Origin of the sequence: Agrobacterium bohemicum, from assembly GCF_001562555.1 — a bacterium.
GTDB classification, from domain to species: Bacteria; Pseudomonadota; Alphaproteobacteria; order Rhizobiales; family Rhizobiaceae; genus Agrobacterium; species Agrobacterium bohemicum.
The window spans coordinates 110,959-130,742 of record NZ_KQ961024.1 but is presented as its reverse complement, the minus strand read 5'-3'; the positions used below and the strand labels follow the sequence as shown (position 1 = coordinate 130,742).

Sequence of the window (19,784 nt, the reverse complement as noted above, 5' to 3'; positions counted from 1 at the left end):
ATGGGCACCATGTTTGCTACCCGCCCCGGTACGGATCCCGACGCCCTGCCGGTCTATATCGGCAGCCATCTCGATACCCAGCCGACCGGTGGTAAATTCGATGGCGTGTTGGGTGTGCTGGCCGGGTTGGAAGTCGTCAGGAGCCTCAACGACCTCGATATCCAAACCAGACACCCCATTGTCGTCACCAATTGGGCAAACGAGGAAGGCGCGCGCTTTGCACCCGCCATGCTGGCATCCGGCGTGTTTGCTGGCATTCACGATCTGGACTACGCCTACAGCCGCACGGATACGGCAGGCAAAACCTATGGCGACGAGCTGAAGCGCATCGGCTGGCTTGGCGAGGAGGTGGTCGGTGCACGCAAGATGCACGCCTATTTCGAATATCATATCGAACAGGGGCCCATCCTCGAAGCGCAGGGCAGACAGATCGGCGTCGTTACCCACTGCCAAGGCCTGTGGTGGCTGGAGGTGACGCTAACCGGCAAGGAAGCGCACACCGGCTCCACCCCCATGGCCATGCGCGTCAATGCCGGTCTCGCCGCCGCCCGCATTCTGGAAAAGGTGCAGGAGGTCGCCATGGCCCATCAACCCGGCGCGGTTGCCGGTGTCGGCCAGATGATCTTTTCACCCAACTCCCGCAATGTGCTGCCCGGCAAAGTGGTTTTCACCATCGACCTGCGCACGCCCTCGCAGGAAAAGCTGGATGCGATGCGCGCAATCTTCGATCAGGAAGTGCCGAAAATCGCAGAGGAACTCGGTGTCGGCTGCACTATCGAGGCCATAGGCCATTTCGACCCCGTGACCTTTGATCCCGTCTTGGTCGGGCGCGTGCGCGATGCGGCAGAAAAGCTCGGCTACAGCCACATGGACATCATCTCCGGCGCGGGCCACGATGCATGCTGGACAGCGCAAGTCGCCCCCTCAACCATGATTTTCTGCCCCTGCGTCGACGGCCTCTCCCACAACGAAGCCGAAGACATCTCCCCCGAATGGGCCGCAGCCGGTTGCAATGTGTTGCTGCACGCCGTTCTGGAAACTGCGGAGATCATGGAATGACCACCATCATCAAGAACGGCACCATCGTCACCGCGGACCTGACCTACAAGGCCGATGTCAAAATTGATGGCGGCTTGATCATAGAAATCGGGCCGGACCTTTCCGGCGCCACGGTTCTGGATGCGACGGGCTGCTACGTCATGCCCGGCGGTATTGATCCGCATGTGCATCTGGAAATGCCCTTCATGGGCACCTATTCGGCGGATGATTTCGAGAGCGGAACGCGTGCGGCTTTGAGCGGTGGCACGACGATGGTGGTGGATTTCTGCCTGCCTGAACCCGGCCAATCGCTTCTGGACGCGCTGAACCGCTGGGACAACAAGGCCACACGCGCCACTAGCGACTATGCCTTCCACATGGCCGTGACGTGGTGGGGCGAGCAGGTCTTCAACGAAATGAAGACGATTGTTCAGGATAAAGGCATCAACAGTTTCAAGCACTTCATGGCCTATAAGGGCGCCTTGATGGTGAATGACGACGAGATGTTTGCCTCCTTCTCCCGTTGCGCAGAACTTGGTGCGTTACCGATGGTGCATGCGGAAAACGGCGATATCGTCGCGCAGATGCAGGCGAAATTGCTGGCGGAGGGCAATAACGGACCAGAGGCGCATGCCTATTCCCGCCCCGCTTCTGTTGAGGGCGAAGCCACCAACCGCGCTATTATCATCGCCGATATGGCCGGCGCACCGCTTTATGTCGTCCACACATCCTGCGAACAGGCGCATGAGGCCATCCGCCGGGCGCGGCAGAACGGCATGCGGGTCTATGGCGAACCGCTGATCCAGCATCTCATTCTGGACGAGAGCGAATATGCCAACCTCGATTGGGTCCACGCCGCCCGCCGCGTCATGTCACCGCCGTTCCGCAACAAGCAGCATCAGGATAGCCTTTGGGCAGGACTTGCCGCTGGCTCGCTGCAATGCGTGGCCACCGACCATTGCGCGTTCACCACTGAGCAGAAGCGAAACGGCATCGATGATTTCACCAAAATCCCCAACGGCACCGGCGGGCTCGAAGACCGCCTTCCGCTACTCTGGACACATGGGGTGGTGACAGGCCGCCTGACGATGAATGAATTCGTCGCTGTGACCTCCACCAACATCGCCAAGATCCTCAATCTTTATCCGAAAAAGGGCGCGATCCTCGTCGGCAGCGATGCGGATATCGTCGTGTGGGACCCAAAGTTGGAAAAGACCATCACCGCAAAAAACCAGCAATCGGCCATCGATTACAACGTCTTCGAAGGCCAGACGGTGAGGGGCCTGCCGCGCTTTACGGTCTCGCGCGGTGTGGTGGCTATCGAGGAAGGCACAGTGAAGACGCGCGAAGGCCACGGGCGGTTCGTGGCCCGCGACCCATACCCTGCCGTTAGCAAAGCACTGTCCACCTGGAAAGAACTGGTCGCACCCCGCAAGGTGGAACGCACAGGCATACCGGCAAGTGGGGTGTGAAAACGATGGCTTCTCCTCCCTTCTCTGTCGTTTCCGCCAAAAACCTCGGCCTCACCTTCGATACCAACGACGGCCCTGTTCACGCGCTTTCCAATGTCGATCTCGAGGTGAAAAAGGGTGAATTCGTGTCTTTCATCGGCCCGTCCGGCTGCGGAAAGACAACGTTCTTGCGCGTCATTGCCGATCTGGAAAAGCACACCTCCGGCGAGATCACTGTCAACGGCACGACTCCGGAAAATGCCCGCAAGGACCGGTCCTACGGTTACGTATTTCAAGCCGCAGCCCTTTATCCGTGGCGCACCATCGAAAAGAACATTGCTCTGCCGCTCGAAATCATGGGCTATACCAAGGCCGAACAGCAGGCGCGGATCGAACGCACGCTCGATTTGGTCAATCTCAGTGGCTTTGCCAAGAAGTTTCCCTGGCAGCTTTCGGGCGGCATGCAGCAGCGCGCCTCCATCGCCCGCGCGCTCGCTTTTGATGCAGACCTCTTGCTTATGGATGAGCCCTTCGGCGCTCTGGATGAAATCGTCCGCGATCATCTCAACGAGCAGCTTCTGAAGCTCTGGAGCACCACGGGCAAAACAATCTGCTTCGTAACCCACTCCATTCCCGAGGCCGTTTATCTCTCCACCAAGATCGTTGTCATGTCTCCCCGCCCCGGCCGGGTGACTGACATCATAGAGTCCACTTTGCCACGTGAACGACCCCTGGAGATTCGGGAAACGCCAGAATTTCTGGAGATTGCACAGCGGGTCCGCGAAGGATTGAAGGCGGGACATAGTTATGAGGGGTGAGCGTTTGACGTCGAACTCAAGAACCCCTCCCCAACCCCTCCCCACAAGGGGGAGGGGCTTAACCCAGTCGTTTCCCCCGCGACCCAATGAAACCTCGGGGACGCAGCATGGTTTCTCCCCCCTTGTGGGGGAGATGGCCGGCAGGCCAGAGGGGGAACGCCGCAAGACGCTACCGGTAATGGGGAGGCAACGCACGGCGCATTCGAATATCGAACTCAAAACGCGTCAGCGTGCCAAGACCTTGCGCCGGGAAATGACGAAAGCCGAACGGGTCATGTGGGATATTCTCCGGGATTTCCGCTCCAGAGGCGCACGGTTTCGGCGCGAAACACCCATTGGGTGTTATATTGCGGACTTCGCCTGGCTGTCTGCCCGTTTCATCATAGAAGTCGATGGCAATAGCCATGAAACGACGCACGGTCGGAAACACGACATCAAAAGAGATGTTTTTCTCGCATCTCAAGGCTTTACGGTGCTGAGGTTCGATAACAGTCAGGTCATCGATAACCCCGACTACATTGCGATCTCACTGGAGCAGGCCCTCTGCAAATGTCTGGATCGGGGCCACCCATGACCACCCTCCGGCACCGCATCCTACCTGTCCTCACCATCCTTCTCGCCATCCTCATCATCTGGCACATCGCCGTCGTCTATCTCAACATGCCCTTTGCGCGCGATCAGGCCACTAGGGCAGGACAGCAGTTGAGCTTTGCCGAACTGCTGCCGCAGACCTTTGCGCAGGAACGCCCGGTGCTGCCTGCCCCGCACCAGATCATTGCAGAATTGTGGGATAAGACCGTCAACAAGGCCATTACTTCCAAGCGCAGTCTTGTCTATCACGCGGGCATCACACTGTCGGCGACGCTGCTTGGTTTTGCCATCGGGACCGTGCTTGGCATCCTGTTGGCTGTCGCCATTGTCCATAACCGGGCGATGGATCGCTCTGTCATGCCGTGGATCATTGCCAGCCAGACGATCCCCATTATCGCAGTGGCACCGATGATTATCGTCGTGTTGAACTCCATCGGCATTTCCGGCTTGCTGCCGAAAGCGCTGATTTCGACCTACCTCAGCTTCTTCCCCATCGTGGTCGGCATGGTGAAGGGGCTCCGCAGCCCTGAGAGCATTCAGCTGGATCTGATGCACACCTATCATGCGGCGCCGTCGCAAATCTTCTGGAAGTTGCGGTGGCCGTCTGCCCTGCCCTACCTCTTCACCTCGCTGAAAATCGCCGTCGCCATCTCGCTGGTCGGCGCCATCGTTGGAGAACTGCCAACCGGCGCCGTCGCGGGTCTCGGTGCGCGGTTGCTGTCCGGCTCCTATTATGGCCAGACGGTACAAATCTGGGCCGCTCTGTTCATGGCAGCAGCCGTCGCTGCCATTCTCGTATCGGTTGTCGGCATCGCGCATACGGCCGTGCTTAAAAGAATGGGAGAGCGGCCATGAGCAATCCCAGTTGGGTCATCGCCGCGATCTTCTTTTGGCTTGCCGCTTGGGCGTTGAACGAATGGCTGGTGCGCCAGCGTTTCCAAACACCGGCCGCAAAACGCGCCAGCAGCATTGCGATACCACTCATCTTCGGCGCTGCCATCATCGTATTGTGGGAAGGCATGGTGCACGGCTTTGCCATTCCCTCTATCTTGCTGCCAGCGCCCAGCGCGATCTTCCTGCGCCTGATCAATTCCATTCCCATCCTCTGGGCGGATTTCCGGCAGACGTTTCTGAAAGCGGTGCTGACGGGATATGTTCTGGGCTGCGGCTTGGGCTTTGCCATGGCCATCATCATCGACCGCTCGCCCTTCCTGCAACGCGGACTGCTACCAATTGGCAACTTCGTCTCGGCCTTGCCGGTGGTCGGCATTGCGCCCATCATGGTCATGTGGTTCGGCTTCGACTGGCAGTCCAAGGTCGCCGTTGTCGTCATCATGACGTTCTTTCCCATGCTGGTAAACACGGTGCAGGGGCTGTCGGCCTCCAGCCACATGGAACGAGACCTGATGCACACCTATGCTGCGAGCTGGTGGCAGACGCTGGTCAAGCTGCGCCTGCCCGCGGCATGGCCTTTCATCTTCAACGCCCTGAAGATCAATTCCACGTTGGCGCTGATCGGTGCCATCGTGGCCGAGTTCTTCGGCACGCCCATCGTGGGCATGGGATTTCGCATCTCCGCCGAAATGGGCCGGAGCAATGTGGATATGGTTTGGGCCGAGATTGCCGTTGCGGCAATCGCGGGTTCCGGCTTTTACGGGTTGGTGGCGCTGGCAGAGCGCGCCGTCACCTTCTGGCATCCGTCCGTCCGCAGTGGACGCACGTAAACAACGAAAAAAGGGAACAGCGATGAAAAACAGACTTGCATCCATGCTTCTGGCCGGAGCAACGCTGATGACGGCGTTCGGCGCACAGGCCGCCGAAAAGGTCACACTTCAGCTGAAATGGGTCACGCAAGCCCAGTTCGCCGGTTATTATGTCGCCAAGGACAAAGGATTTTATGAAGCAGAAGGGCTCGATGTCGAGATCAAGCCGGGCGGCCCGGATATTGCGCCTGCCCAGGTTCTGGCCGGTGGCGGCGCTGACGTGGTGGTCGACTGGCTGCCTTCTGCACTGGCCACCCGTGAAAAGGGCGTGCCACTTGTCAATATCGCCCAGCCCTTCAAGAAATCCGGCATGATGCTGACCTGCCTCAAGGAAAGCGGCATCACCAAGCCTGCGGATTTCAAGGGCAAGACGCTCGGCGTCTGGTTCTTCGGCAACGAATACCCCTTCCTGTCATGGATGGCGCATCTGAAAATCCCAACCACCGGCGGTGCCGATGGCGTGACCGTTCTGAAACAAGGTTTCAACGTCGATCCACTGTTGCAGAAGCAGGCCGCCTGCATTTCCACCATGACCTACAATGAATATCTGCAGGTGCTGGAAGCGGGCGTGAAGGCAAGCGACCTCGTCACATTCAAATACGAAGACGAGGGCGTGGCCACGCTGGAAGATGGCCTTTACGTACTGGAAGACAAGCTGAAGGATGCCAAGCTCAAGGAGAACATGGTGAAATTCGTGCGCGCCTCCATGAAGGGCTGGAAGTGGGCGGAAGAAAACCCCAATGATGCCGCCGATATCATTCTGGAAAACGATGCCTCCGGCGCCCAGACCGAAGCACACCAGAAGGGCATGATGACTGAGGTTGCCAAGTTGACGGCAGGCTCCACCGGCGCGCTTGATAAGGCGGATTACGACCGCACGGTCAAAACCTTGCTGGGCGGCGGTTCCGACCCCGTCATCACCAAGGAACCGACGGGCGCGTTCACCACCGAAATCACGGATGCCGCTCTGAAATAGGCTGCTACCAACCAAGGCGCGCAAAGTGTCGCGCCTCGGACCACCGTCATTCGCCAGCCTGTTCAGCGATATTCAACGCGGCACATTCGTTCCATTAGTGAGACGGATTGAATTAACCGCTGTGACGAACTACATTCCGCAACGACATGCTCGGATATTTGCCTCGCAGTAGACTTGGCCCCTTGAGAGGGGCGGGTTTTGTGGAGGACGCAGACATCTGCGAGGTGAGTGCAAGAGATGTCACCCTACTTTCTTGCATTCATCGTTGCATGACCGTCATAGACACAAAGTGTGCATGAAGGACGTGCGATCCGACCTTGGAACGGACAGGCACATGCATCGCAATACACTCGCAACCCGGCTCTCGGTTTTGATGGTCTCGGCTCTCTTTGTGCCTGGCCTGGCGAACGCGCAGGGTGGCGGCGACCGCAAGAACCTGCCCTCCATCGTCGTCAGCGAAGCAATCAAGCGCGACCTCGTGGACCGTGTCGTGGCAACAGGAACCCTCAAACCGGTTGATGAGATTTACGTGCAGCCGCTGGTGGACGGCCTGTCGGTCGAAAAATTGAATGTCGATATAGGCGACAAGGTCGAGGCCGGTGCCTCACTTGCCGAACTGTCGAAAGACAGCCTCATTCTACAAAAAAGCCAGCTGCAAGCCAACAGGGCAAAGGCCGAAGCCACAGTCGCCCAAAGCAAGGCGCAGGTCATCGAGGCGCAGGCCAATTACGACGACGCCGTTCGCCAACGTGACCGGGCGGATCGCCTCGGTAAATCCGGCTCTGGTTCGGTCTCTCAGGTCGAACAGACCGCTGCCGCTGCCGATGTGGCACAAGCCCGCCTTCAGGCCTCCAGACAGAATGTGACCGTCGGTGAAGCCGACATCAAGGTCGTGGATGCCCAGATAGAAGACATCGACCTCAAACTGTCGCGCACAAGCGTCAAGACACCGGTTGCGGGAATCGTATCGGCAAAGAATGCCCGTGTCGGTGCCATTGCCAGCGGCAGCGGAAATCCGCTCTTTACCGTTATCAAAGACAACGCGATCGAACTCGTTGCCGATCTCTCGGAAACCGATATCCAGAAAGTTCAGGTCGGGCAAAGAGCCATCATCACGGTGGCGGGTGGTCGCAACAAGATCGAAGGCAAAGTGCGGCTCGTGTCGCCCACGGTCGATGCCACCACGCGCCTCGGCTCCGTCCATATCCTGTTGCCAACGGACAGCCCTGCCCGCGCTGGCATGTATGGCAGCGCCGAAGTGGTGATCGCCTCCGCCAATGCTTTGGCACTCCCCCTCTCCGCAGTGACATCCGGCCGCGATGGATCGACCACCAGACGTGTTGAAAATGGCGTGGTCAAACAGGTGGCTGTCGAAATCGGTATTCAGGACGGTGGCTTCGTGGAAATCAAAAACGGGATTTCAGCGGGCGACGTGGTCGTCGAAAAAGCAGGCGCATTCGTGCGCGATGGTGACAAGATCAACCCGGTCCCGGCTGACGCCGCAGCCTCGAACTGACTGAGAGAACACCATGAACTTTTCCGCATGGTCCATCCGCAATCCGATTGCGCCGCTGCTTTGCTTCGCCTTGCTGCTGTTTTTGGGCGTCAAAGCCTTCTACGATCTGCCGATTACACGCTTTCCCAATATCGACGTTCCCGTGGTGGCGATCACCGTCACGCAAAGCGGCGCTTCGCCTTCCGAGCTTGAAGCGCAGGTCACCAAGGAAGTCGAAGACGCGGTTGCCTCCATCAGCGGCATCGATGAGATACAGTCAACGGTCACCGACGGTCAGTCGCTGACCACGGTTCTGTTCCGTATCGAAAAACCAACGGAAGAAGCCGTTCAGGACACCAAGGACGCCATCGATAAAATCCGCAGCGAGTTGCCTGCGGATATTGAAGAACCTGTTGTCAGCAAGATCGATGTCGAGGGACAGGCGATCCAGACTTTTGCCGTTTCCTCGCCCAACATGACGCTGGAAGAGCTGTCCTGGTTCGTGGATGACACAATCAAGCGGGCGCTTCAGGGCCAGTCGGGCATCGGCAAGATCGACCGTTACGGCGGTGCCGACCGTGAAGTACGCGTGTCTCTCAACCCAGCCAAGCTTGATGCGTACGGCATCACCGCATCAGATGTGAACGCTCAACTGCGCGGCACCAACATCGATCTCGGCTCCGGTCGCGGACAGGTGGCAGGTAACGAGCAGACGATCCGCACCTTGGGCGATACCCGTGATGTGGCGCAGCTTTCCAACACCACCATTTCACTGTCCAACGGTCGCTTCGTCAAGCTGTCGGAACTCGGAAAAGTTACCGACACCTACGAAGAGCCGAAATCCTTCTCGCGCTTCAACGGCAATCCGGGCGTCACCTTCGCCGTCTTCCGCTCCAAGGGCGCGAGCGAAGTCTCCGTTGCGGAAACCGTCGCGCAAAATCTGGATAAGGTGCGCGCAGAGCACCCCAACGTCTCCATCGAAATGGTCGATGACGCCGTCTACTTCACATATGGCAACTATGAGGCAGCCCTTCACACTCTGGTGGAAGGCTCCATTCTCGCGGTCATTGTGGTGCTGCTGTTCCTGCGAAACTGGCGCGCGACCCTGATTGCTGCCGTGGCGCTCCCCTTGTCAGCCATCCCAACCTTCTGGGTCATGGATGTGCTGGGCTTTTCGCTCAATCTCGTCAGCTTCCTGGCTCTGACGCTGGCGACCGGTATTCTGGTCGACGATGCCATCGTGGAGGTGGAGAACATCTCCCGCCACATAAAGATGGGCAAATCGCCCTATCGCGCCTCGCTGGAAGCCGCCGATGAAATTGGCCTTGCGGTGATTGCTACCAGCTTCACCATCATCGCCGTCTTCGTGCCGGTTTCCTTCATGCCGGGCGTACCCGGCCAATACTTCATCCAGTTCGGCCTCACCGTGGCATTCTCGGTGTTCTTCTCGCTGATGGTCGCGCGCCTCATCACGCCGTTGATGGCCGCTTACCTCATGCGGTCCGATGATGCCGTAGATGACCACCACGATAATGATGGCTGGCTGATGAAATCCTATACGCGGATGGTGACGGCAACCACCAGCAGATGGTGGGCGCGTTACCTCACACTGCTCGGCGCCATCGGCTTCCTCGTCGGTTCGATCATTCTCCTGAGCGGTGTTCCCGGCAGCTTCCTGCCGCCGGATGATGCATCGCGCGTCGTGCTTTCCATCGAGCTTCCTCCCAATGCAACGCTGGAAGAAACCGATACGACGACGTCGAAAATCTATCAGGCAGTAAAAGGCATCAGCGGCGTCGAGAGCGTCTTCATTCTGGGCGGCGCCTCGCCGAAGGGCGATCTGGAGCTGCGGCGCGCAACGGTGCGCGTCATTCTTCAACACATCGACCACTCGCTGGTGAAAACGCTGGTCAATGATGGATTGGGCTCGATACCGCTGATCGGCCAGTATCTTCCGAAAGTCGACGACAACGGCAGAACACGTCCGCAATGGGATGTGGAGCGGGACATTTTCGCCAGTGTAAACACCATTCCCGACGTGCGCATCATCAAGCTGAATGACCGCGCCGAACGCGAACTCAGCTTCAATTTCCTGTCGTCAAGCGAAGAGGATTTGCAGAAAGCGGTTGGCATTCTCGAAACGAGTCTTCGCGCTTCGCCCATCCTCGTCAATGTCAGTTCGGAAGGCGCGCTTCCGCGTCCCGAACTGCAGATACGCCCGCGCAAGGACGAGATCGCGCGCCTCGGCATCACGCCACAGCAAATATCGCAGACTGTACGTGTGGCCACCATCGGTGATATCGACGCGCAATTGACGAAGATTTCGCTCGATGACCGACAGATCCCCATCCGCGTTCAGGCATCGCTCGATGTCCGTCGTGATCTCGCAGCCATCCGCGCGCTAAAGATCAAGACTGCGACGGGTGCCACCGTTCCGCTCTACAGCGTGGCCGACATCGACTATTCGGAAGGTCCAAGCTCCATCAAGCGTAACGACCGTAACCGCGTGGTGTCCATAGGCTCAGATGTTCCCTTCGGCACGGCGCTGGACACGTCATCGGCCGAGTTCAGGCGCATCGTGGCGGAAACGCAATTGCCCGCCACCGTGCGTCTGGCCGAAAGCGGAGACGCCAAGGTGCAGGGTGAAATGCAGCGTGGCTTTACCAATGCCATGCTGCTCGGTCTGCTGCTGGTGCTGGTCGTTCTCATCCTGTTGTTCAAGGATGTGATCCAACCCTTCACCATTCTGTTCTCGCTGCCGCTGGCGATTGGCGGCGTGGCGGTTGCGCTAATCATTACTAACAACGCCCTGTCCATGCCCGTCCTCATCGGCATCCTGATGCTGATGGGTATCGTCACCAAAAACGCCATTCTTCTGGTGGATTTCGCCATCGAAATGCGCCGTCACGGTATGGAACGGGTCCATGCCATGGTAGAAGCTGGCCGCAAGCGCGCCCGCCCGATCATCATGACCTCGATTGCCATGTCGGCAGGCATGCTGCCGTCTGCCCTCGGCGTCGGTGAAGGCGGTTCGTTCCGCTCGCCTATGGCCATCGCGGTCATCGGCGGCATCATCGTCTCGACGGTTCTGTCACTTGTCGTCGTCCCGGCCTTCTTCCTCATCATGGATGATCTGTCGCGGTTGCTTGCCCATCTCTTCGGTCGCTTCATAGGCAAGAAAGAAGAAGAGCATCCGGTTCTGTCCAACGAGAAACTGTCTGAAGCGGCAAGGACCAATCAAGACACCTTGTCGGGCCTCGAAGAGCGTCTGGCAAGCATCGAGCAGAAAAACGGAACGGGCCAGAAAAACAACGGCAATTCCAACAATGTCCTGCGCCTCCCCCCACTTGCGGCAGAGTGAAGCGATAGTTCGAAAAACCACAAGACGCCGGGCACTGCTCGGCGTTTTTTATTTGCTCCACCTCTGAAAAATCGCACGAGTTGATCGAAATCAATTTAGCGTAGACCCCAACTGCTATCGTCTCCACCATCAGCGTCAAACGGGTCATCAGGCACGTCTCAGCCAGGCCATTGTTGGGGAGCGAAACAGGCGTGAGCACGATCATCCGAAATGTAGAAAAAAATGGTACTTTTCTGCACATGCCTCTCATTGCTGCAATTGACGGCGTCACGACAGCAACGCTGATGGACGTATCAAGCGTGCTTACCCTGCCGTACCGTAGCATTCTGTTTCGCGAGGGTGATGTTGCAGAACATCTATTTTGTGTTTTGAACGGCTACATCCGTCTTTACCGTCTGAGCAAGGATGGACGCGAAGCTGATGTGAGAATATGTGGCCCCGGCGATACGTTCAATGAATGCCTGATTTTTGGTGCCGACCACTATCATTACAATGCGCAGGCGGCAGAAAGCTGCACGCTCGCGCGTTTCGAGCTGAGCCATCTGAGAACCATGATCGAGAAAGAGCCGCAGGTGGCAAAGGCCATTCTGAAAAGCCTTTCCCGAAGCCTGCTCTCGACCATGGACAGCATGGCCAACGACCGCCTTCAGACAGCGCCGCAACGTGTGGCAAACTATCTCATCGCGCAGTGCCCCGGCGGCGCAACCTCATATTCGCTGCGCTTGCCGTTTCAAAAAAGTGTTCTCGCAGGCAAGCTCGGCCTTGCACCGGAAGCGCTATCGCGCGCATTTTCCAGCCTTCGCGACGCCGGCGTCATCGTGCGGGGACGTATCGTTCAGATCAAGGATATCGTGGCGCTGAAACGGATTTAGTCCGCCTCGGCAGCGATCGAACGTTACAAACCGCCGTGCTGCTTGAGGAAGTCAACGATGGTGCCCACGCCCTCGCCACGCTTCATATCGGTAAAGACGAATGGCATCTGCTGGCGCATACGGGTCGCATCATTGTCCATGACGTCAAGATCGGCTCCAACGTAAGGCGCGAGATCCTTCTTGTTAATGACCAGCAGGTCGGAGCGCGTGATGCCAGGCCCACCCTTGCGCGGGATTTCCTCACCCTGACAGACCGAGATGACATAGATCGTGATATCTGCAAGATCAGGCGAAAACGTCGCGGCCAGATTATCGCCACCGGATTCGATGAAAATGACGTCCAAATCGGGAAAGCGTTCATTGAGGCCGGCAATGGCCTGAAGATTGATGGTCGCGTCCTCCCGGATGGCCGTATGCGGACAGCCGCCGGTTTCTACACCTACGATCCGCTCGGACGGCAGCGCCTGCATACGCACCAGTGCTTCGGCGTCTTCCTTGGTGTAAATATCGTTGGTGACAACGGCAACCGAATAATCGGTACTCATGGCCTTGCACAATTTTTCCGTCAGAGCCGTTTTGCCGGAGCCGACAGGTCCACCGATACCGACCCTGAGCGGACCATTTCCCGATTTCATTCCATTTCCCTTCAAGATGATTCTTATTTTCATAGAGTTTCGAGGCTTATGAGCGGAATAGACGTGTGTGCTGTATCTCGTGGCGCATCGATGCCGTGTCTGCAAGAATTGTCGCGGAGCCCAAGTCATCCAATGTCGACGCAGTCGTACGGTCTGCAACAGACGCGATATCTGCTTCCAATTGCGCGAGAATGGCCACACCGTCTTTCTGGCCTGCAACACCCAGCCGAATACCGGCAGACACGAACTGTGACACGCCGGAATGAAGGTATGCCGCCAGCGTGTCCTCAAGGCCGACGCCATGAGCCGCAGCTATGGCACCCACCGCGACAGGATAGGGCGCTCCCTTCGGAAGGCGGCTGAAGACATCATGCGGCCAAGCGGTGGCGGCGTCCATGAAGGCCTCGCCCAGCAAAACCGTTTCACGGTAGCGCTCCGCAGAACCAGCCAACGCCTGCGCAAGCGCTGCCAATTTGGCCAAGTCCCCAGCATCGTCATGGCACCGCCAGGCTTGCGCCAGGAGAACAGCGTCGTTCCAAAGCGTTCCACGATGCAAAAGCAGGCCAATCCAATCGCGAAGATCATGGGCGTTCGCAAGACGCCTGTCGTTGACCGCGCTTTCCAATCCACCGGAATAGGAGAATGCGCCAACGGGAAAAGCGGGCGACATCCACGCCAGCAGGCGCAATAACGCATCGACGCTACGCTTGGCTGTCATCGATCAATCATGGCTGTGGTGGCTGTGATCGTGACCATGCGAATGCCCACCGTGGGCATGATAGGCGCCGCTCGCAGGCTGGAACGGCTCTTCCACCTCACGCACAGTGGCACCAAGACCTTCCAGCATCGAACGGATCACATGGTCGCGAAGGATCAGAATGCGGCCTTCTTCAATCTGAGCCGACAGATGGCGGTTGCCGAGATGCCAAGCGAGTTCGATGAGGTGGAGTGTGTTTTTTGCCGTCACTTCGAAAAGCTTCTCGTCGGCTGCGCGAACCTCGATCAGATCTCCATTTTCGATGACCAGCAAATCGCCATGCGCAAACAGCACCGGCTCTTTCAGGTCGAGCATGACCATCTCGTCATTCTGAAGATGCAGCAGCTTGCGGCGCAGGTGTCGCTGGTCATGGGCAAGGGTAACGTAGCCGGTCGGTTCGTCCGCAGGCGTGCCGGCGGGAAGATAGGATTGTACGCGCAGCATAATATTTCCAGGGTGAGTTTATGTCTCTGTGAAACTTGGATGATCGAGAGATCGAATGCAAGTCACCGACGATAAAATGCCTCGCCCTACACAGCCTGTTCGGCCCCGAAGCCGATTAGGAAGCTGCGAGCAATGTCGACTTGAGTTGATCAACTGCCTGTGAAAGTTGCAATTCTTCTTCGTGACAAACACAATTGCGTCCAGACGCCTTGGCCAGATATAGCGCCTTGTCAGCGGAGGCAAATGTATCGTGTTTGGAGCGAGATGGCTCGATATCCGCGACACCAACGGAAACCGTGGTCTGCAACTGTGTTCCATTAAAATTGATCGTCAGGCAAGACACGCGAATGCGCGCCAGTTCGATCAGGATCAGGCGATCCTTGCGCTTCCCGCCACGAACGATCACGGCAAACTCTTCGCCACCAAGCCGCGCTACACAGTGAAATTCACCGAATACATCCTCGATGGCGGCGGCGGCTCTTTTGATGACAATGTCACCCGCGGCGTGCCCATGATTATCGTTGATGCCTTTGAACCTGTCGAGGTCAAAGATAGCCAGCGACGCGTCGTTCTCGACTTCATCGAAGCACTGGTTGAAAGCTCTTCTGTTCGCCAGACCAGACAAAGTATCTGTTTTGCTCAGACGTTCGAATTCAGCATGCGATGCGTGCAACTTGCGGATCGCTTTTCCGATGACCGAGCACATAACTCCCGTGACGATACCGCCGACGATCCAGGCCATGATGACGCTGTGGACCAATGCTTCCAGCAGCGGCAAAGGCAAAACATTGAAAAAACCCGCAATGGCGATAACGACGCAGCTGACCAGCACGGATAGGATAATGGAAATGAACACCATTTTGGCGGCAAACGTGCGGAGATTCTGACCTTCGCCAGGGTCGCTCAAACTCATTTCTAATGAAACAAATTTCCTCAAACGGTCAGTCATCACACCCCACCCTTGTATGACATAATCGATAGTGATCAGAGATTGGTTGGTCGTAAATGAAATTCCTAAAATTTTAACTACCAGAGGTATATTTGTAGGATAGTTTTACGGTGCACGTGTAAGCTAGATGTAAGGGTGCGTCAGAGTGCCACGGGCATCAAACCCTTGAAACCCGGCACATGCCGATCATTTCATTCTTTAGTCTAATGACAAACGGCGGGGTCAGCAGGCGGCGGAGGTTTCAGCCGTATTATATATTTTTTTAATTAAACAATATCTCAGTCGTTAATATTTTCGAACTCTAAAACAACATCAAAAAACATAGAGACCCGGAATCGCTTCCGGGTCTTCACATCGGCATTCATCAAATTCAGGCCGCTATGCGAGCCTTGAGATTTTCGAGAATATTCTGCGGTGAGGAAACTCCATAGGGATCGCTTTCGCAATTGTCCGAATAACCCTCTTCCTCGAACCATTGCTCGACTACGCCATCGTTGACGATGGCGGCGTAACGCCAGGAGCGCATGCCGAAGCCTAGATTATCCTTGGCGACCAGCATTCCCATCTTGCGCGTGAATTCGCCTGAGCCATCAGGGATGACCTTGACGTTTTCAAGGTTCTGGCCTTTAGCCCATGCGTTCATGACGAAGGCGTCATTGACCGACAGGCAGTAGATTTCATCAATACCCAACGCGCGAAACTCCGGCGTCAGCTTTTCGAAATCCGGAAGTTGGTAAGTAGAGCATGTTGGCGTGAAAGCGCCGGGTAGAGAAAACAGAACGACCTTCTTGCCCTTGAAGTAATCGTCGGATGTCAAATCCTGCCAACGGTAAGGGTTTGGGCCGCCAACGGCCTCATCGCGAACACGCGTGCGAAAGGTGACGGCAGGCACTTTTTTACCGAGCATGATTTTCTCCTGTGCGAGTGTGTCGTGTGAAAAGCCTTGGGAACAATTCACCTCTAGAACTGACCTTGTTGCGATACCGCAAAAATGTTTGCAGTGCAGCAAAAACTTGGCACCGCAGGGCAGTCATGCACAAGAGGAAATGCTTGCGCGTCAGATGATCACTAGAACAGGAAGTATCGCTGCGCCATCGGCAGAACCGTGGCCGGTTCGCACGTCAGAAGCTCACCATCTGCGCGCACTTCATATGTCTCGGGATCGACTTCGATATGCGGCGTCAGGGAGTTGTGGATCATGGAAGCCTTGGAAATACCACCGCGCACATTGCGCACCGCCAGCAGTTTCTTTGCAACACCCAGGCGCTGCACAATTCCGCCGTCCAGCGACGCCTGGGAGACGAAAGTCACGGAAGAATTGGTCAGCAGCTTGCCATGCGCGGCAAACATCGGCCGGTAATGCATCGGCTGCGGGGTGGGGATCGACGCATTCGGGTCGCCCATAGGCGCTGCGGCAATAGAGCCGCCCAACAGCACCATTTCCGGCTTCACACCGAAAAATGCCGGGTTCCAAAGCACGAGATCGGCGCGTTTTCCGACTTCGACGGAGCCGATCTCATGGCTGATGCCATGGGCGATAGCGGGATTGATGGTGTATTTGGCGATGTAGCGGCGAACACGGAAATTGTCGTTCTCGCCCGTCTCTTCTTTCAGGCGGCCACGCTGGCGCTTCATTTTGTCCGCCGTCTGCCAGGTGCGGATCGCCACTTCGCCGACACGTCCCATGGCTTGACTGTCAGATGAAATGATCGAAAACGCGCCCAAATCGTGAAGAATGTCTTCGGCAGCGATGGTTTCCTTGCGAATGCGGCTCTCCGCAAAGGCAATGTCTTCAGGAATGGATGGCGAGAGGTGATGGCACACCATCAGCATGTCCAGATGTTCTGCCAGCGTATTGATGGTGTAGGGGCGAGTCGGGTTTGTGGAAGACGGAATAACGTTGGGATTGCCGCATATCTTGATGATGTCAGGCGCATGCCCGCCGCCCGCCCCTTCTGTATGGAAGGCGTGAATGGTGCGTCCGTTGATGGCCGCGACTGTGTCTTCCACGAAGCCACTTTCATTCAGCGTATCAGTGTGGATCATCACCTGCACATCGAATTGATCCGCAACAGTCAGGCAGTTGTCGATGGCAGCGGGCGTCGTGCCCCAATCCTCGTGCAGTTTCAGCGACGAGGCACCTGCGAGAATCATCTCTTCAAGCGGTGCCGGTAGCGAGGCGTTGCCCTTGCCAGCAAGAGCAAGGTTCATTGGAAACGCATCGAAACTTTCGATCATGCGCTCGATATGCCACGCGCCCGTGCAAGTGGTCGCCAGCGTTCCATGCGCGGGGCCGGAGCCGCCGCCCAGCATGGTGGTGACGCCGCTCATCAGCGCTTCCTCGATCTGCTGCGGGCAGATGAAGTGAATATGCGCATCCATGCCGCCAGCGGTCAGGATTTTGCCCTCACCGGCAATCGCCTCCGTCGATGGGCCGACGATGATGGTCACGCCCGGCTGCGTATCGGGATTGCCCGCTTTGCCGATGGCAAAAATGCGCCCGTCCTTCAAGCCCACATCCGCTTTGTAAACACCGCTATGATCGATGATCACCACGTTGGTGATGACGGTATCGACGGCACCCTCAGCCCGCGTTGCCTGACTTTGCCCCATGCCATCACGAATGACCTTGCCGCCGCCAAACTTAACCTCTTCACCGTAGATGGTGAAATCCTTCTCGATCTCGATGAAGAGTTCAGTATCGGCCAGACGAACCTTGTCGCCGACTGTTGGGCCGAACATGCTGGCATAGGAAGCGCGGGAGATCTTGTAAGGCATGGAAATCAGGCTCCTTGGGAAGCGGAGAAAAGCGATAGACTAAAGATGCCGGCAGGGCGGCCATTGGCTTCTGATATCGACAGATGGGCGACACTCACCACCATCAGAAACCTTCCGAAAGCTCGCGTAGTTCTTCGGCGCGCTTGGTGCTCATATCGGCAAGGCAGGAGGAAACGAGCATCGGCTCCATCGATCCGCCGCGGGCTTGAAAACCGGACGCTTCGCAGTTCGCATCACGAAACTCTACCCAGGCGCGCTGGGCAGCAACGAGTGCTTCGACCGCACCTTTGCTGTCATCATCAGCACTCTTGTCCCAATCGCCCATCTTTTTGCGAACCTGCTGATAGGCCTTGTTCAGATCCTTGTCAGCCTTCTCATAATCGAGAGCCGCGCAGCTGTTCATATCGCTCTGTGTCGTCGGTTCGGCACAATTCGGCGTGTCCTGGGCGCGGGCATCATCAACGAATGTGGAAGACGACAACGCCCAGCAAAGCAACGCAAGGCCACATGAGAAGCGGAACGTCCTGATACCAGAGGTCATACGGACGCACCGTCATAGGCATGCGATTTCAGCGCGCGGGATTCAACGCCATCGAGACAATTGGCATTGACCGCGACGACGTCACTGCCGTCAGGCGCTGTGGCGTAAGCAAAGCTTTCGATGCCGCAATCGCCGCAGAAGAGGTGGTGAATTTGCTTTTTGTTGAAGAGATATTCTTTCAGGTGATCTTCACCGGAAAGCAGCGTGAATTTATCCTTTGGCGCGAAGGTCAGCACAGAGCCAAGACGTTTGCAGCGAGAACAATTGCACGTCACCGTCTTGTCCAGGTCGGCATCGACTTCAAAGCTCACCGCACCGCACTGGCAGCTTCCATGATAATGTTCTGTAGCCATTGTCACAGCCTCCCCATGACGAGTTTGCGAAAACCGTAGACTTCCCGCTTGCCGGAAAGCGGAACCAACGTCACTTCGCGCTTCTGGCCGGGCTCAAACCGAACTGCGGTTCCGGCGGGAATATCCAGGCGCATACCGTGCGCCTTGTCACGCTGGAAATCCAGAGCGGCATTGGTTTCCGCAAAGTGGTAATGGCTGCCGACCTGAACCGGCCTGTCGCCAGTATTGGCAACTTCGATCGTTATGGTGGGCTGACCCGCATTTAGCTCGATCTCACCCTCTGCCGCAATGACTTCACCTGGAATCATGATTTTTTCCTTTATCGTCACGCCGCTTTGACCGGTGCGCAGCCTTCTGCTTTCAAGACACGTTTTGTCGACGCCGGATTATTGACCAGTTTTGACGCTGGACGCACCGGACGCCGCACCAGTTCGCCACTGCAATTGGGGCATGTGCCGTTCAGCACGGATGTGGCGCAGTCACGGCAATAGGTGCATTCAAACGAGCACATCATTGCATCGAGGCTATCGGGCGGCAGGTCTCTGTCACAGCATTCGCAGTTTGGGCGAAGGTCTAGCGCCATGGTACCGCTCCTCAGCGAATGGGTTCGTGGACAGTCACCAGCTTGGTGCCATCGGGAAACGTCGCTTCAACCTGCACGTCATGGATCATCTCGGCGATGCCCTCCATGACCTGATCACGGGTGATGACATGCGCGCCAGCCTCCATCAACTCCGATACGGCACGGCCATCGCGCGCACCTTCCACGACGAAATCGGAAATCAGGGCAATCGCTTCGGGGTAATTCAACTTGACACCGCGCTCCAGACGGCGACGGGCCACCATTGCGGCCATGGAAATCAGAAGCTTGTCTTTTTCTCGGGGGGTGAGGTTCATCGTCGTCCCGTTTCTAGAGCGCCATGCGTTCTTTATAACGCATAAAGGACGCTCGAACTCTTATT

21 protein-coding genes are annotated in these 19,784 nt (G+C 57.1%); 10 read left to right on the top strand and 11 right to left on the bottom strand.

All coding sequences use genetic code 11. The features are described 5' to 3' along the window. From ATO67_RS03815 to ATO67_RS03770, 10 genes are all read left to right on the top strand, one after another. On the top strand, positions 1–1,059 hold a 1,059-nt coding region (locus tag ATO67_RS03815), incomplete at its 5' end, for a Zn-dependent hydrolase (protein WP_245303824.1). Then, complete coding sequence (gene hydA, locus ATO67_RS03810; RefSeq protein ID WP_067644604.1) at positions 1,056–2,510, top strand: dihydropyrimidinase; 1,455 nt, start codon at positions 1,056–1,058, stop codon at positions 2,508–2,510. The genes ATO67_RS03815 and hydA, both read left to right, overlap by 4 nt. A 5-nt stretch (positions 2,511–2,515) precedes the next feature. Then, on the top strand, positions 2,516–3,307 hold the full coding sequence (locus tag ATO67_RS03805; protein WP_067644601.1) for an ABC transporter ATP-binding protein: 792 nt from the start codon (positions 2,516–2,518) through the stop codon (positions 3,305–3,307). A gap of 133 nt (positions 3,308–3,440) precedes the next feature. Continuing rightward, complete coding sequence (locus ATO67_RS03800) at positions 3,441–3,881, top strand: endonuclease domain-containing protein (RefSeq protein ID WP_245303821.1); 441 nt, start codon at positions 3,441–3,443, stop codon at positions 3,879–3,881. After that, positions 3,878–4,753: an ABC transporter permease gene (locus tag ATO67_RS03795; RefSeq protein WP_067644595.1), complete on the top strand. Its 876-nt coding sequence runs from the start codon at positions 3,878–3,880 to the stop codon at positions 4,751–4,753. The genes ATO67_RS03800 and ATO67_RS03795 overlap by 4 nt, the downstream gene beginning before the upstream one ends. Continuing rightward, positions 4,750–5,622, top strand: coding sequence for an ABC transporter permease (locus tag ATO67_RS03790; RefSeq protein WP_067644591.1), 873 nt, complete (start codon positions 4,750–4,752; stop codon positions 5,620–5,622). The genes ATO67_RS03795 and ATO67_RS03790 overlap by 4 nt, the downstream gene beginning before the upstream one ends. 22 nt (positions 5,623–5,644) lie before the next feature. Next, the gene (locus tag ATO67_RS03785; protein ID WP_067644588.1) at positions 5,645–6,637 is read left to right on the top strand and encodes an ABC transporter substrate-binding protein; all 993 of its coding nucleotides are present in this window, start codon (positions 5,645–5,647) and stop codon (positions 6,635–6,637) included. Positions 6,638–7,010: 373 nt separating this feature from the next. Beyond that, the gene (locus tag ATO67_RS03780; protein WP_425352185.1) at positions 7,011–8,153 is read left to right on the top strand and encodes an efflux RND transporter periplasmic adaptor subunit; all 1,143 of its coding nucleotides are present in this window, start codon (positions 7,011–7,013) and stop codon (positions 8,151–8,153) included. Between the two features lie 13 nt (positions 8,154–8,166). Next, complete coding sequence (locus ATO67_RS03775) at positions 8,167–11,493, top strand: efflux RND transporter permease subunit (protein WP_067644583.1); 3,327 nt, start codon at positions 8,167–8,169, stop codon at positions 11,491–11,493. A 239-nt stretch (positions 11,494–11,732) separates the two neighbouring features. Beyond that, entirely contained in the window at positions 11,733–12,365 is a 633-nt protein-coding gene (locus ATO67_RS03770; RefSeq protein WP_067645578.1) for a Crp/Fnr family transcriptional regulator, read from the top strand. Positions 12,366–12,388: 23 nt separating this feature from the next. Here the strand turns inward: ATO67_RS03770 and ureG are convergent, their stop codons facing one another. The 11 genes from ureG to ATO67_RS03720 form a co-directional block, all read right to left on the bottom strand. Beyond that, complete coding sequence (ureG, locus tag ATO67_RS03765) at positions 12,389–13,000, bottom strand: urease accessory protein UreG (protein WP_067644581.1); 612 nt, start codon at positions 12,998–13,000, stop codon at positions 12,389–12,391. Between the two features lie 46 nt (positions 13,001–13,046). Continuing rightward, positions 13,047–13,718 (bottom strand): urease accessory protein UreF, encoded by a 672-nt coding sequence (locus tag ATO67_RS03760; protein WP_067644578.1) that lies wholly within the window; start codon positions 13,716–13,718, stop codon positions 13,047–13,049. A gap of 3 nt (positions 13,719–13,721) precedes the next feature. Further along, a complete protein-coding gene (ureE, locus tag ATO67_RS03755; RefSeq protein WP_067644576.1) occupies positions 13,722–14,201 on the bottom strand; it encodes an urease accessory protein UreE in 480 nt (159 codons plus the stop codon). A gap of 115 nt (positions 14,202–14,316) precedes the next feature. Continuing rightward, the gene (locus ATO67_RS03750) at positions 14,317–15,108 is read right to left on the bottom strand and encodes a GGDEF domain-containing protein (protein WP_157940993.1); all 792 of its coding nucleotides are present in this window, start codon (positions 15,106–15,108) and stop codon (positions 14,317–14,319) included. Between the two features lie 412 nt (positions 15,109–15,520). After that, positions 15,521–16,057 (bottom strand): peroxiredoxin, encoded by a 537-nt coding sequence (locus ATO67_RS03745; protein ID WP_067644572.1) that lies wholly within the window; start codon positions 16,055–16,057, stop codon positions 15,521–15,523. Between the two features lie 161 nt (positions 16,058–16,218). Continuing rightward, positions 16,219–17,928 carry an urease subunit alpha gene (ureC, locus tag ATO67_RS03740; RefSeq protein WP_067644569.1) on the bottom strand — a complete coding sequence of 570 codons (1,710 nt, stop codon included), beginning with the start codon at positions 17,926–17,928 and terminating at the stop codon, positions 16,219–16,221. 103 nt (positions 17,929–18,031) lie between these two features. Next, on the bottom strand, positions 18,032–18,469 hold the full coding sequence (locus tag ATO67_RS03735) for a lysozyme inhibitor LprI family protein (RefSeq protein ID WP_067644566.1): 438 nt from the start codon (positions 18,467–18,469) through the stop codon (positions 18,032–18,034). Further along, on the bottom strand, positions 18,466–18,822 hold the full coding sequence (locus ATO67_RS03730) for a GFA family protein (protein ID WP_067644565.1): 357 nt from the start codon (positions 18,820–18,822) through the stop codon (positions 18,466–18,468). Before ATO67_RS03730 ends, ATO67_RS03735 begins: the two co-directional genes overlap by 4 nt. A 2-nt stretch (positions 18,823–18,824) precedes the next feature. Then, complete coding sequence (locus tag ATO67_RS03725) at positions 18,825–19,130, bottom strand: urease subunit beta (RefSeq protein WP_067644563.1); 306 nt, start codon at positions 19,128–19,130, stop codon at positions 18,825–18,827. A 17-nt stretch (positions 19,131–19,147) separates the two neighbouring features. Continuing rightward, positions 19,148–19,405, bottom strand: coding sequence for a DUF1272 domain-containing protein (locus ATO67_RS22270; RefSeq protein WP_082760146.1), 258 nt, complete (start codon positions 19,403–19,405; stop codon positions 19,148–19,150). Positions 19,406–19,416: 11 nt separating this feature from the next. After that, on the bottom strand, positions 19,417–19,719 hold the full coding sequence (locus ATO67_RS03720; protein ID WP_067644561.1) for an urease subunit gamma: 303 nt from the start codon (positions 19,717–19,719) through the stop codon (positions 19,417–19,419). Positions 19,720–19,784 lie beyond the last annotated feature (65 nt).

Excerpts from the sequence above, each read along its gene's own strand:
- hydA (WP_067644604.1), top strand. The coding sequence starts at position 1,056 with ATGACCACCATCATCAAGAACGGCACCATCGTCACCGCGGACCTGACC.
- ATO67_RS03805 (WP_067644601.1), top strand. The coding sequence starts at position 2,516 with ATGGCTTCTCCTCCCTTCTCTGTCGTTTCCGCCAAAAACCTCGGCCTC.
- ATO67_RS03800 (WP_245303821.1), top strand. The coding sequence starts at position 3,441 with ATGGCCGGCAGGCCAGAGGGGGAACGCCGCAAGACGCTACCGGTAATG.
- ATO67_RS03795 (WP_067644595.1), top strand. The coding sequence starts at position 3,878 with ATGACCACCCTCCGGCACCGCATCCTACCTGTCCTCACCATCCTTCTC.
- ATO67_RS03790 (WP_067644591.1), top strand. The coding sequence starts at position 4,750 with ATGAGCAATCCCAGTTGGGTCATCGCCGCGATCTTCTTTTGGCTTGCC.
- ATO67_RS03785 (WP_067644588.1), top strand. The coding sequence starts at position 5,645 with ATGAAAAACAGACTTGCATCCATGCTTCTGGCCGGAGCAACGCTGATG.
- ATO67_RS03780 (WP_425352185.1), top strand. The coding sequence starts at position 7,011 with ATGGTCTCGGCTCTCTTTGTGCCTGGCCTGGCGAACGCGCAGGGTGGC.
- ATO67_RS03775 (WP_067644583.1), top strand. The coding sequence starts at position 8,167 with ATGAACTTTTCCGCATGGTCCATCCGCAATCCGATTGCGCCGCTGCTT.
- ATO67_RS03770 (WP_067645578.1), top strand. The coding sequence starts at position 11,733 with ATGCCTCTCATTGCTGCAATTGACGGCGTCACGACAGCAACGCTGATG.
- ureG (WP_067644581.1), bottom strand. The coding sequence starts at position 13,000 with ATGAAATCGGGAAATGGTCCGCTCAGGGTCGGTATCGGTGGACCTGTC.
- ATO67_RS03760 (WP_067644578.1), bottom strand. The coding sequence starts at position 13,718 with ATGACAGCCAAGCGTAGCGTCGATGCGTTATTGCGCCTGCTGGCGTGG.
- ureE (WP_067644576.1), bottom strand. The coding sequence starts at position 14,201 with ATGCTGCGCGTACAATCCTATCTTCCCGCCGGCACGCCTGCGGACGAA.
- ATO67_RS03745 (WP_067644572.1), bottom strand. The coding sequence starts at position 16,057 with ATGCTCGGTAAAAAAGTGCCTGCCGTCACCTTTCGCACGCGTGTTCGC.
- ureC (WP_067644569.1), bottom strand. The coding sequence starts at position 17,928 with ATGCCTTACAAGATCTCCCGCGCTTCCTATGCCAGCATGTTCGGCCCA.
- ATO67_RS03735 (WP_067644566.1), bottom strand. The coding sequence starts at position 18,469 with ATGACCTCTGGTATCAGGACGTTCCGCTTCTCATGTGGCCTTGCGTTG.
- ATO67_RS03730 (WP_067644565.1), bottom strand. The coding sequence starts at position 18,822 with ATGGCTACAGAACATTATCATGGAAGCTGCCAGTGCGGTGCGGTGAGC.
- ATO67_RS03725 (WP_067644563.1), bottom strand. The coding sequence starts at position 19,130 with ATGATTCCAGGTGAAGTCATTGCGGCAGAGGGTGAGATCGAGCTAAAT.
- ATO67_RS22270 (WP_082760146.1), bottom strand. The coding sequence starts at position 19,405 with ATGGCGCTAGACCTTCGCCCAAACTGCGAATGCTGTGACAGAGACCTG.
- ATO67_RS03720 (WP_067644561.1), bottom strand. The coding sequence starts at position 19,719 with ATGAACCTCACCCCCCGAGAAAAAGACAAGCTTCTGATTTCCATGGCC.